The 12,525-nt window shown below is 46.4% G+C and carries 12 protein-coding genes, 1 pseudogene and 1 riboswitch; of the genes and pseudogenes, 5 read left to right on the forward strand and 8 right to left on the reverse strand.

Annotated elements, in window-relative coordinates; genetic code table 11:
- Nucleotides 1-246: 246 nt before the first annotated feature.
- From lepA to BQ5809_RS06655, 5 genes are all read right to left on the reverse strand, one after another.
- Nucleotides 247-2,040, reverse strand: coding sequence for a translation elongation factor 4 (gene lepA, locus BQ5809_RS06635; protein ID WP_003786375.1), 1,794 nt, complete (start codon nt 2,038-2,040; stop codon nt 247-249).
- A 250-nt stretch (nt 2,041-2,290) separates the two neighbouring features.
- Nucleotides 2,291-3,460, reverse strand: a complete 1,170-nt coding sequence (gene metK / locus BQ5809_RS06640; protein WP_003786379.1) for a methionine adenosyltransferase — start codon at nt 3,458-3,460, stop codon at nt 2,291-2,293.
- Nucleotides 3,461-3,668: 208 nt separating this feature from the next.
- A riboswitch (SAM-I-IV-variant riboswitch) is annotated at nt 3,669-3,784 on the reverse strand.
- 68 nt (nt 3,785-3,852) lie between these two features.
- Complete coding sequence (trpB, locus tag BQ5809_RS06645; protein ID WP_003786383.1) at nt 3,853-5,058, reverse strand: tryptophan synthase subunit beta; 1,206 nt, start codon at nt 5,056-5,058, stop codon at nt 3,853-3,855.
- Nucleotides 5,059-5,119: 61 nt separating this feature from the next.
- A complete protein-coding gene (locus BQ5809_RS06650) occupies nt 5,120-6,295 on the reverse strand; it encodes a hypothetical protein (protein WP_003786384.1) in 1,176 nt (391 codons plus the stop codon).
- Nucleotides 6,292-7,269 carry an ABC transporter ATP-binding protein gene (locus BQ5809_RS06655; RefSeq protein WP_003786386.1) on the reverse strand — a complete coding sequence of 326 codons (978 nt, stop codon included), beginning with the start codon at nt 7,267-7,269 and terminating at the stop codon, nt 6,292-6,294. The genes BQ5809_RS06650 and BQ5809_RS06655 overlap by 4 nt, the downstream gene beginning before the upstream one ends.
- Nucleotides 7,270-7,459: 190 nt before the next feature.
- On the opposite strand from BQ5809_RS06655, the gene pnuC reads away from it, so the two are divergent.
- The 5 genes from pnuC (at nt 7,460) to BQ5809_RS06680 (ending at nt 11,682) form a co-directional block, all read left to right on the forward strand.
- Complete coding sequence (pnuC, locus tag BQ5809_RS06660) at nt 7,460-8,089, forward strand: nicotinamide riboside transporter PnuC (protein WP_003786388.1); 630 nt, start codon at nt 7,460-7,462, stop codon at nt 8,087-8,089.
- A gap of 159 nt (nt 8,090-8,248) precedes the next feature.
- On the forward strand, nt 8,249-9,517 hold the full coding sequence (gene clpX / locus BQ5809_RS06665) for an ATP-dependent Clp protease ATP-binding subunit ClpX (RefSeq protein WP_003786391.1): 1,269 nt from the start codon (nt 8,249-8,251) through the stop codon (nt 9,515-9,517).
- 100 nt (nt 9,518-9,617) lie between these two features.
- Nucleotides 9,618-10,364, forward strand: a complete 747-nt coding sequence (gene nfsA / locus BQ5809_RS06670; RefSeq protein ID WP_003786393.1) for an oxygen-insensitive NADPH nitroreductase — start codon at nt 9,618-9,620, stop codon at nt 10,362-10,364.
- A 434-nt stretch (nt 10,365-10,798) separates the two neighbouring features.
- Entirely contained in the window at nt 10,799-11,314 is a 516-nt protein-coding gene (locus BQ5809_RS06675; protein WP_032827366.1) for a hypothetical protein, read from the forward strand.
- Between the two features lie 71 nt (nt 11,315-11,385).
- Complete coding sequence (locus BQ5809_RS06680) at nt 11,386-11,682, forward strand: hypothetical protein (protein ID WP_003786397.1); 297 nt, start codon at nt 11,386-11,388, stop codon at nt 11,680-11,682.
- Between the two features lie 64 nt (nt 11,683-11,746).
- Here the strand turns inward: BQ5809_RS06680 and BQ5809_RS11595 are convergent, their stop codons facing one another.
- The 3 genes and pseudogenes from BQ5809_RS11595 to BQ5809_RS10410 form a co-directional block, all read right to left on the reverse strand.
- The gene (locus BQ5809_RS11595; protein WP_072141384.1) at nt 11,747-12,028 is read right to left on the reverse strand and encodes a YkgJ family cysteine cluster protein; all 282 of its coding nucleotides are present in this window, start codon (nt 12,026-12,028) and stop codon (nt 11,747-11,749) included.
- On the reverse strand, nt 12,028-12,363 hold the full coding sequence (locus BQ5809_RS06685; protein WP_071461634.1) for a hypothetical protein: 336 nt from the start codon (nt 12,361-12,363) through the stop codon (nt 12,028-12,030). Before BQ5809_RS06685 ends, BQ5809_RS11595 begins: the two co-directional genes overlap by 1 nt.
- Nucleotides 12,323-12,487: pseudogene (locus BQ5809_RS10410) on the reverse strand (IS1 family transposase); the annotation flags it as partial. The pseudogene BQ5809_RS10410 and the gene BQ5809_RS06685, both read right to left, overlap by 41 nt.
- Between the last annotated feature and the right edge of the window lie 38 nt (nt 12,488-12,525).

A 12,525-nucleotide genomic window follows, 5' to 3' on the forward strand; every position in this document is an offset into this window, starting at 1 on the left:
TTTATTGGAAAGTCGTTTTGCTGGTTTAAAAAGTGCTTTGAACCACCATATTGGCCTAAATTTAGAGAATAAAACTATGTTTATTAAAGATTATTTTTCTAATTAGGCAGGTTAGGTGTGGTAAAAAACAACCATTTTGTCTTTTAACCCTAAAATCGAGTTTATCCTAGTTATCTAGGACAGCCCCTAATCAAAAGCAGCCTGCACTTTGTGTTTAACTAAAGTGCAGGCTGCTTTTTGACTTGTTTACTTATCCCCAATCTCCAAAATCGCCAAAAACGCGCTTTGTGGAATTTCCACATTACCCACTTGCTTCATGCGTTTTTTACCAGCTTTTTGTTTTTCCAACAATTTTTTCTTGCGCGTAATATCGCCGCCATAACATTTCGCCAACACGTTTTTACGCAAGGCTTTCACGTTTTCACGCGCGATGATTTGACCGCCAATCGCTGCCTGAACCGCAATATCAAACATTTGGCGCGGAATCAATTCACGCATTTTGCTTGCCAATTCACGCCCACGCTGCACCGAAGTTTGACGATGCACAATCAAACTCAACGCGTCCACTTTATCGCCATTTACCATAATGTCCAATTTTACCAAATCAGACGGCTGAAACTCTTTAAATTCATAGTCTAACGACGCATAACCACGCGAAGTAGATTTCAATTTATCAAAGAAATCCATCACCACTTCATTCATCGGCAAATCATAAGTCAGCATCACTTGGCGACCCAAATACTGCATATTGCGTTGAACGCCGCGTTTTTGATTACACAACGTCATCACATTGCCCACATAATCTTGTGGCACAAGAATCGTCGCCGTGATAATCGGCTCTAAAATCGTATCAATCGTGGCAATATCGGGCAATTTGGACGGATTTTCCACTTCAATTTTTTCGCCATTTTTCAACACGACGTCATAGACCACAGTCGGCGCAGTCGTAATCAAATCCATGTCAAATTCGCGTTCCAAACGCTCTTGCACGATTTCCAAATGCAACAAGCCCAAGAATCCGCAACGGAAACCAAAACCCAACGCTTGCGACACTTCAGGCTCAAATTTCAACGAAGCATCATTCAGTTGCAATTTTTCCAAGGCATCACGCAAATTCTCGTAATCGTGGCTTTCCACAGGATACAAACCAGCGAAAACTTGCGATTGCACTTCCTTAAATCCTGCCAACGGCGCGACGGCTGGATTATTCGCCAGCGTAACCGTATCGCCCACTTTTGCCGAGCCAAGTTCTTTTACGCCCGTAATCAGGAAACCCACTTCGCCAGCACTTAATTGTTGTTTTTGAACCGATTTCGGTGTGAATACGCCCAGTTGTTCCACTTGCGTTTCTGCTTTGGTCGCCATAAATTGAACTTTGTCTTTCAATTTAATCGTGCCGTTTTTCACACGAATCAACATCACCACGCCAACATAATTGTCAAACCACGAGTCAATAATCACGGCTTGCAATGGCGCGTTGGAGTCGCCTTCGGGTGCAGGAATTTTCGCCACGATTTCTTCCAGCACGTCTTCCACGCCCAAGCCCGATTTTGCCGAACATGTTACCGCGCCCACCGCGTCAATACCGATGATGTCTTCAATTTCTTGCGACACGCGGTCGGGGTCGGCGGCTGGCAAATCAATTTTATTCAGCACTGGCACAACTTCCACGCCCAAATCAATCGCCGTGTAGCAGTTCGCCACCGTTTGCGCTTCCACGCCTTGCGATGCGTCCACCACCAACAACGCGCCTTCACAAGCGGACAGCGAACGCGACACTTCATAGGAAAAGTCCACGTGTCCGGGTGTGTCAATTAAGTTTAATTGGTAGATTTCGCCGTTTTTGGCTTTGTAATTTAAGGCAGCCGTTTGCGCTTTAATCGTGATGCCACGTTCTTTTTCAATATCCATAGAATCAAGTACTTGTGTACTCATTTCACGCAAATCCAAACCGCCGCAGTATTGGATAAAGCGGTCAGCCAATGTAGATTTGCCATGGTCAATGTGGGCGATGATGGAGAAATTTCTAATGTTTTTCATAGTTTGTTTAGGGTTGATTGAATGTGCAGGCTGCTTTTTTTAGTCGTTTCAATTCAAGATGGCATTTTGTAGGCTGGGTCATGACCCAACAAAACTTATCAATGGTTAAATTAGTTCAATGTTGGGTCGCGCCCCACCTACGACTAAATGCAGCGCAATAGTTAAAGTAAAATCCGCGCATTTTAACAGAAAAAGTGCAGGCTGCTTGCGAAAAAGCAGCCTGCACTTTACAGACCATTAGAATGCGTAATTACAATTTAGCCGCAGCACGCAATGCCGCTGCTTTGTCGGTTTTTTCCCAAGTAAATTCAGGCTCTTCTCTGCCAAAATGACCATACGCAGCCGATTTAGAATAAATAGGACGCAACAAGTCCAACATTTGAATAATGCCTTTGGGGCGCAAATCAAAATGTTCGCGCACCAATTTAATCAATTCGGCTTCGTTCAATTTGCCTGTGCCAAACGTGTCAATAGAAATGGAAGTCGGCTCGGCAATGCCAATCGCATACGAAATTTGGATTTGACATTGCGATGCCAATCCAGCCGCGACAATGTTTTTCGCCACATAGCGACCTGCATACGCGGCAGAGCGGTCCACCTTGCTTGGGTCTTTGCCCGAAAATGCGCCACCACCGTGCGGAGCTGCACCGCCATAAGTATCCACAATAATTTTACGACCTGTTAAACCACAGTCGCCTTGTGGGCCACCGATGATGAATTGACCTGTCGGGTTGATGAAGTATTTGGTTTCGGGCGTGATTAAATCGGCAGGCAACACAGGGAAAATGATGTGTTCTTTAACCGCCGCGCACAAATCTTCGTGGCTAATGCTTTCATCGTGTTGTGTAGATAAAACCACTGTGTCAATGCGCGTTACGCGACCTGTTTCGTTGTCATATACCACCGTTAATTGCGCTTTGGCATCGGGGCGCAACCACGGCAACAAACCGCTTTTGCGTACTTCGCTTTGGCGTTGCATTAAACGGTGGCTGTAATAGATGGCAAACGGCATCAGCGTGGGCGTTTCATCGCAAGCATAGCCAAACATCAAGCCTTGGTCGCCTGCGCCTTGGTTCAAATCCAAGCCTTCGCCTTCGTTTACGCCTTGTGCGATGTCGGGCGATTGTTCACCATAGTTCAACACCAGCTTGAATGTGTCGGCAGCAAAGCCCAATGCTGGGTCGTTGTAGCCAATTTTACGGACGGTTTCACGCGCCACTTGTTCGTAGTCCACTTTTGCGGTGGTTGTGATTTCGCCAGCCAATACGCATAAATCGGTCGCTACCAAAGTTTCGGCAGCCACACGCGCTTTGGGGTCTTGTGCGAAAATTGCGTCCAAAATCGCGTCTGAAATTTGGTCGGCTACTTTGTCTGGGTGTCCTTCTGACACCGATTCTGATGTGAATAAATATTCGCTCATGATGTTCTCTATAAATGAAATGGTTACAAAAAAAGTATTTGGGCATATCAAACCATATAGTGGATTAAATTTAGATTAGGACAAGGCGACAACGATCGCCGTGTACAGCTAGTACATAAGGGAGTTGGCAACGCTGTACTAATCTAAATTTAATTCACTATATTAGGCTTGATATGTTGGCATTCGTATAGATAAAAAAATGCCCGCATTAAGCGGGTTTGGATTGCTTGGGATAAAAACCCAAAGCCACATCGGTTTGTTAAACCGTCCACCTTACTGTACAACAGCAGGTTGGCATGGAAGTTCCAACTCTTAATGCAGGGCGCATGGTAGCAAAAAATCGGGAATAGGACAAGGCAGCCTGCACAAAATAAAGTGCAGGCTGCTTTTTATCATAACTCAATATTTTTCAATTTCGCCACCGTGTTGATGTCCTTATCGCCGCGCCCCGACAAATTCACCAAAATCACTTCATCTTTGCTCATTTTTGGCGCATTTGCCACCGCCCAAGCCAGCGCGTGTGAGCTTTCCAACGCTGGGATAATCCCTTCATATCGGCACAACAAATCAAATGCTTGCAACGCCGCGTCATCATTTGCCGCATGATATTCCACGCGCCCGATGTCGTTTAAATGGCTGTGTTCAGGCCCAATCCCAGGGTAATCCAAACCTGCCGAAACCGAATGCGTCCCCAGTACTTGACCATTTTCATCTTGCATCAAATAGCTGCGGAAACCGTGCAACACGCCAATCGGTGCTTTTGACGTAATCGGCGCAGCGTGTTCAGGCGTATCCACACCGTGTCCGCCCGCTTCCACGCCCACCAAACGCACATTTTCTTCGCCAATATACGGATAGAACAAGCCAATCGCATTTGAGCCGCCGCCCACGCAAGCCACCGCCACATCAGGCTGCCTGCCAATCGCTTCCAACATTTGCTCTTTCGCTTCGTTGCCAATCACGCATTGGAAATCGCGCACCATTTCAGGATACGGCGCAGGGCCTGCCGCCGTGCCGATGATGTAGAACGTATCGTCCACACGCGCCACCCATTCGCGCATGGCTTCGTTCATCGCGTCTTTCAGTGTGCGGCTGCCACTATCCACGCCCACCACATTCGCGCCCAATAATTTCATGCGGAACACGTTGGGGGCTTGGCGTTGAATGTCGTCCGCGCCCATGTAAACGTGGCATTCCATACCAAAACGTGCTGCTACCGTTGCGCTTGCTACGCCGTGTTGTCCTGCGCCCGTTTCCGCAATCACGCGCTTTTTGCCCATGCGTTTGGCGAGCAAGGCTTGACCAATCGTGTTGTTTACCTTGTGTGCGCCTGTGTGGTTTAAATCTTCGCGTTTCAACCAAATCTGTGCGCCGCCCAAATGTTCCGACAAGCGTTTGGCGTGATAAACAGGGCTAGGACGACCGACATAATGTTTTAAATCGTGGCGAAATTCTGCCCAAAATTCAGGGTCATTTTTCGCTTGATTGTAGGCTTCGGCCAATTCTTGCAAAGCTGGGATTAGCGTTTCGGCAACATATACGCCACCGTGTTCGCCAAAAAAACCGTTTTGGTCTGGGGCTTGGTAATTTTTTGTCATGGGGATTCCTTTCAATAAAAATCGTCAATCAATATAGATGATAAAAGTGCAGGCTGCTTTTTTAAGTCGCAAACGCCCACAGCATATTCGCCAACAAATACCACACCATTGCTGCTGTAATGCTGTTGTAACGGCTACGCAAACTGGTTGCCAGCAGCACCAATGCAGCAAACAAAATAATGTGCAGCGCAAACACCAGCGCAACTTGTAAATCAAGCCCAAAAGCGAACAGCAAACCAATCGGCAATAAAAATACCCACGCTGGCAAAGTGTAGCAAGCAGCCTGCACGCGCCCTTCAAGCAAATATTCAAAACCTTGTTGCAGCGATTCCACGCTTTGTTTTTGACACGCGATAGACAAAATAGACGCAACAGCATAACACCACGCAATAGTGATTGCCGCTGCCGTGCCACTAATCAACATCACCCAAATCAAAACCAATGGCGATGCCAGCGATAAGCCCAAAAACACATGGCGAACAAGACGTAAATGCAGGCGTTGCGCCATTGCTGCCCACGCGCCCACGCTGGCAAACGCGGTAATCAATAACGTGGAAAACCATGTTTTGACCCAAGTAGGGATTGAAGCAATACCATCGTTAAAATACAAAAAAGCAATGTCTGCCCATGTATGTACTTTGCGGACTCCGTTGAGCGCGTCTGCAAAATAACCCATAAACACCGAACACACGCTAAACAGCAAAATAAGCTGCACCGCTGCACCCGACCATTGGCTATTGCCGCGACCTGCCGACAGCGCGTTAATCAACACCACGCACGCAAACGCCCACGCCGTCATCGGCAACCAAATAATCATAGAAAAACCTTCAATAGAAACAAAGTTTTCTTTTGCTACGGCTAAATAAGCCAGCGTGATGAGCCAGCCAATCGCAAAGGCAATCCACGACATAATCGGCGCAACCAAAATCCGCGAATATGCCATTTGCCATGGCGACAATGCCGACATTCGCAACTGGTCAAACGTGTTGGACGCGATGTCTTGTTTTAGACTGCGTTCTATCAACACATAAGCCGAAATCGCGGCAAAACCCATGCCACCCGAGCCAATCATTATCCAGTTTCTTTGCCAATATTCATCGCCATAGTCCGCCGACAGCAAAAACAGCGCGTACATTAGCACAATACCCGCCAGCAGCCCCCAACCAAAGTTGAGCCACAACAGGCGTTGAAATTCTGCGTTTACATAAATTTTGGGGACTTGAATTACTTTTTTCATGCTTCACCTTTCTTGGCGGTGTTTAAACTGTTTTGATAGCTTTGCAACATCGTGGTTTTGACGCGCTGCGCCTCGCTCAATGGCAAAGCAGCCTGCACAATATCGCGCAACAGGGCAACGCGCACATCATCGCCATTGGGCAGTGTTACCAACAAACTTTGCGCGTTGTTTTCCTGCACCAAAGCAGCCTGCACATTGGGCAAGGCTTGCACGATTGGCAAATAATCTCGCGCATTGCCAACAAAGTGCAGCGTAATGGTTTGTTGCGTTTGGGCGATGGGATCAGCAGCGTTCAAGGCTTGGTGCGCTTGGATTCTGCCCGATTTAATCACCAGCATATGCGTACAATATTCGTCCAGCTCCGACAAAATGTGGCTGGATACCAAAATCGTCATGCCCTCAGCTTTGAGTCGCAACAACAGTAACGATAATTCGTGTCGTGCTTCGGGGTCTAAACCGCTGGCAGGTTCGTCCAACAGCAAAAATTTGGGACGATGCACAATCACTTGCCCAATGCCAACGCGCTGTTTTTGTCCACGCGATAACGCGCCGATTTTGTGATAGAGCTTGTCTTGCAAGCCCAATAGTTCTACCGTTTCGCCAATGGTTTGCGCCAATTTGTTGTCGGGCAAACCGCGTGATTTGGCGGCATAAGTCAGGCATTGAATCACGCTTAAATCGGGCGGTAAACCAAAAAAGTCGGGCAAATAACCCAGTTGCGCGAAGCTGGCGCGTGGGTCGTCCAAAATCGGTTTGCCGTTTAAAAAGACTTCGCCATCGCTGGGGACTTCCAAGCCAGCCATGCAGCGCATTAGCGTGGATTTGCCTGCGCCGTTTGGTCCGATTAAACCTGTGATGCTACCTTCGTCTAACTGCACGTTGATGTCGTGCAACACGATGCGGTCGTCATAAGAAAAATACAGCGATTGAATGTTGAGCATATTGAATAAGCCTGTGGAAAATGGGTAACGCATTAAAACACAATGCAGGCTGCTTTGGAAGACACGATTAACGTTGTCGCACAGTAAAATTACAAGGTAGAATAGCTTACAAAATAACCACTCATAGGAGAAAATCATGAACTATTCAAATGATGTAAAAGCCTTGTGGAACGACTTATGCAGCGGCTAGAAACCGTTTGAGCTATTTTGGCTGGCGGCGTTTTTGGCAGCGCAAGGTTGGGCATATTGGCAGCAACCCGATTCGTGGCTTGTTATGATTTCGGGCATATCGGGCATTATTTGTGTGGTTTTGGTCAGCAAAGGCAAAATGGTTAATTATTTGTTTGGCTTAATTTTTGCCTATACCTATTTTTATGTGGCGTGGAAAGCCAATTTTTTGGGCGAAATGAATACCGTGTTGTATGTGTATTTGCTATCGCAATTTATTGGCTATTTTGTCTGGAAAGAGCATTTGCAAAAAGACGGCACAGGCGAAGCGGTTCGCGCCAAGAAATTAAGCGCAAAGGGCTGGATTGCGTTGGTGGTGTCGCTGGTGGTTAGCACTTTGCTGTTTGTGCAAGCACTCAACGCAGCAGGCGGCAGCTCCACAGGCTTGGACGGCATGACAACGGTGATTACCGTTGCCGCGCAACTACTGATGATTTTGCGCTATCGTGAACAATGGATTTTGTGGATTGGCTTGGTAGATAGTAAATTTGCAGCAGAACAGAGCAATCAACTAACTCATTTATTGGTGTGCAAAACAAAAGAATCGCACCAACAAAAGCCATTTATCGGCAATGATTACGCCAATCATGCGGGTAGGGGGCAAGGAATTATTAACCAAATTTGAACAGTATTTGAATACGAAGTGTTCTGGATAGCCCTATAAAAAAGCAGCCTGCACATTTAATCCATGTGCAGGCTGCTTTATATAATGGCTACATTCGCATCTCAATAAACCGTTTTGCGTTATAATCACGCGAATTTTAATCAACCAAAAGTAAAGAATATGAACAAAAAAGAACACGCTTGCTCGTTTTGTGGCAAAGCCGAACACGAAGTCAAAATGTTAATTGAAGGCGAAGATTCGTTTATTTGCAACGAATGCGTAGCAGCCTGTAACACGATGTTGCAAGACGAATCCAAAGCGAAAACGACATCAACAGGCAAAACCAAAGCCGAACAAGACAACACGCCCTTACCCACGCCAGCGCAACTGGTCGCGCAATTAAACGAACACGTTATCGGGCAAGAACAAGCGAAAAAATCGCTGGCGGTGGCGGTGTATAACCACTACAAACGCCTGCGCCAACCCGATACGGCAGACAAAGTGGAATTGTCCAAATCCAATGTGTTGATGATTGGGCCGACTGGCTCGGGCAAAACTTATATGGTGCAATCGTTGGCGCGACATTTGAATGTGCCGTTTGCGATGGCAGATGCAACCACGCTGACCGAAGCGGGCTATGTGGGCGAAGACGTGGAAAGCATTGTGACCAAACTGCTGGGCAACTGCGATTTTGACGTGGAAAAAGCGCAAAAAGGCATTATTTATATTGATGAAATTGACAAAATTTCGCGCAAAAGCGACAGCCCGTCTATTACGCGTGATGTGTCGGGCGAAGGCGTGCAACAAGCCTTGCTTAAACTGATTGAAGGCACGGTTGCCAATGTGCCGCCACAAGGTGGTCGCCGCAATCCCAATCAACAATTTATCGCGGTGGACACCAGCAATATTTTGTTTATTTGCGGTGGCGCGTTTGCAGGTTTGGACAAAGTGATTCGTCAGCGCACCGAAAAAGGTGGCATTGGCTTTGGCGCGAATGTGCATAGCAAAGACGAAGACAGCCGCATTAGCGAACTGTTTGAACAGGTTGAACCCGAAGATTTAATCCGTTTTGGCTTAATCCCTGAATTGATTGGTCGCTTGCCTGTGCTGACTTCGTTGGCAGAATTGGACGAAGTGGCGTTGGTTCGCATTTTAACCGAGCCGAAAAACGCGCTAGTCAAACAGTATCAAGCCTTGTTCGCCATGGAAAACAAAGCATTGCAAATTGATGATGATGCGTTGCGAGTGGTCGCGCAGTTGGCAATGAAACGCAAAACAGGGGCGCGTGGTTTGCGCTCTATTATGGAACGCGCTTTGCTGGAAACGATGTATTTGTTGCCGACTTTGGACGATGTTGCTACCGTGGTCGTAAACAAAAATGTGATTGAAAACCAAGTGTTACCGAAGTTTTTACGCGCAGATGGCAGCGAAGTTGTGCCGTCTATTTAAAACCAAAAGCAGCCTGCATTTTTAATGTTGCCGTAGTCGTAGGTTGGCATGACCCAACAAAAATAATGCAGGCTGCTTTTCCCACACAAAGGATTACCCTATGTTAAACAGCAAACCCACTCTGGAAACCGCATTCGCGCACCGCTCTATCCGCAAATTCAGCGATGAGCCGATTTCTGCCGAAATGTTTGACGCGATTATTCACGCAGGGCAAATGGCTTCCACGTCTAGCTTTATGCAGGCGGTGAGCATTGTGCGCGTTACTGACCGTGCCATTCGCGCCCAAATCCGCGAAGTGTGCGCCAATGCCTATCAAGGCAAACTCGGTCATCATTATGTTGAAAACTGCGCCGAATTTCTGGTGTTTTGCGTGGACACCGCGCGCCACACCCAACTTGTGCCAGACGCGCAAATTGAGTGGACAGAAGTCTTGCTAACAGGCGCGGTGGACGTGGGCATTTTCTCGCAAAATGTGTTGTTGGCAGCCGAATCATTGGGTTTGGGCGGCGTGTTCATCGGCAGTTTGCGTAACGACATGACCACGATTAGCAAATTGTTGGACTTGCCACACGGCGTCATGCCCATGGTTGGTATGTGCTTGGGACACCCAGCGCAAGAGCCTGTACAGCGTCCGCGCTTGCCTGCAACGGTAGTGGTGAGCGAAAACCGTTATCGCCCAGCCAGCGCAGACGAATTGGCACAATACGATGAAGTGGTACATCAATATTACTTGACGCGCAGCAATATGGATTTGACGTGGTCGCAACAAATTGCCGCCAATTTGCGTGGCGAAGTGCGCCCGAATGCGTTGGCGTATTTGCAATCACAGGGCTTTGCAAAGAAGTAAATCAGTAAATAAAACAAATTGCAGGCTGCTTTTTCACGTTAAAAAGCAGCCTGCACTTTTTATAGTGGATTCAATTTAGATTAGGACAAGGCGACAACGACCGCCGTGTACATCTAGTACATAAGGGAGTTGGCAACGCGGTACTAATCTAAATTTAATTCACTATATGTTGAACAATGCTTGACAAACCCATTATCGCAGTCCTAAAATTCGCTACATCTTTTAACAGAAAGTTTACATCATGCAAAACGCTTTATTCACACGTTCATATTATTGGTACCCCACTTCGGTGCGGTACAGCTTTGTTGCACGTGGATAACCACTTTTGCTATCAAAACAACCGCCCCGATTTTTGTGGCGGTTTTTTTTTTGCCGTTTTATCGCATGACCGAATTTCCGCCACAGCATTTATTTATGTTTACAAAGGAATCATCATGCAAGCCATCTCTCTTATTGACCCAATTACACCTGCAATCAAATCCCTGCGCCAATGCTGTTTGCTTACCGACGGCAACGCGCATCGCACCGATTTATTGGCGCAACACAATCTGGATTTTGCCCACAACGATAAAATCAGCGAAGCCATGCTGCCCGAAATCCGCACCGTTGCCATGCTGATTGCTGCCAGTCGCCACGATTTTAGCCAAGCCAGCCCAGCTCAATTTACTGATGAAGCCGATTGGTTTGCCGCTCGAATCATTGTGCTAAACGTGCGCCATTTTCATTTGAATGTACGACTCGCGCCCATGCTGCACCTTGCTAACCAACGCGCCGAACAATTTGCTGCACACTATGATTTGCCGTTTATGCCAGCTCAAATTCGCCCCAGTTTGCATCAAAAACGCCCAAACGGCATCTTGTTGATGGATTGCGCTATAACTGGCACAGCGCACGAAAATTTGTTGGAAAACAGCCGCGCTTTGCGTGCTTTGTTGTTCAAAATCGTGTAAAGATTGCGGTTTTGCCAGAAAATTGCAGTAAGATGCACTTATACCAATTATTCCACAGAAAGGAATCACAAATGAAAAACACCACATCTCGTTTATTAGCAGCCTGCACTTTGGCAATGCTTGCACCATTTGCGATGGCAAAAGAGCCACAAATCAGCAGCAACACTTCTGGCATTAGCGATGCAGGCTTTTTGACCAATATTACCAACGCATCAGTCGGTATGGGCGCAGCCGAACCGCTGAGCATTAGCAGCACGCAAAACGGTGGCAAACTGGTGGTTGTGGTAACAGGCAGCAACGGCACAAGCTGTAAAATCCCGACTAGTAATGGCAATCCGCCGCAAATGCAAGGGATTAACTGCAAATAATAGGAAAAGCAGCCTGCACTTTGGATTGAATACAAAGTGCAGGCTGTTTTTTTGTTTACATCATTCAATCTACATCACATTCAGATTGAAATCGCTGACATACTTCTAGATTGATACGCACAAATTCTTGCCAAGAATAGTGCTGCGTTAAGTGTTGCAGATAATACTCTTCCACCCAACAAACCAAAGGACGCTGTTCATAAATCGTACATAAATTTGTCTGCTCATCAAAATAGCGACAAACACCATCGCCACGATTTAGCCATGATGTTTGTCCGCTTAAATGCACTTTTTTTTTACAGCACAATCCGCAAGCAGTACAGGGAAAAGGTTCTAACTTACTCATTAAAAGCTAATGACTTTTGTGTCATTGTCTTTCATAGCGTGTATAATTTTATTCACATTTTGCAATGGAGAATCTTTGGAAATATTGATAATGCCATCAATCGCAGCATTGATAACGTCCATATTGCCCGAATCCATGCCTTTGTCTAACGCATCAAATAAACCATCAATCATTTCTCTGCGTTCTTTGAATGTTTCTTCCAAATATGTTTTCAGAATTTCTTTTTGGTTACTTAATTCGGTTAGGCGGACATCTTTCCATGCTTGGTGGCGTCCTGAAAAGTGTGCTGTAAAACTAAACAATGCTAAAATGAATATCAAAGAAAGCCAAATCAAAAACTTTCTTGTGATAAAACATACTTTTAGAAAAGCAACACGTTTTTCTAAACGCTCGCCTTACTTTGTGCCGTAAACGACAGTTATTACCCTCAATGCCAACTGTGTGTTGCTTACCAACTAGATGTCATTCTTCATTTGAAAAGACATTTAAAAATGCAG

It is taken from the genome of Kingella kingae ATCC 23330 (assembly GCF_900111845.1).
GTDB classification, from domain to species: domain Bacteria; phylum Pseudomonadota; class Gammaproteobacteria; order Burkholderiales; family Neisseriaceae; genus Kingella; species Kingella kingae.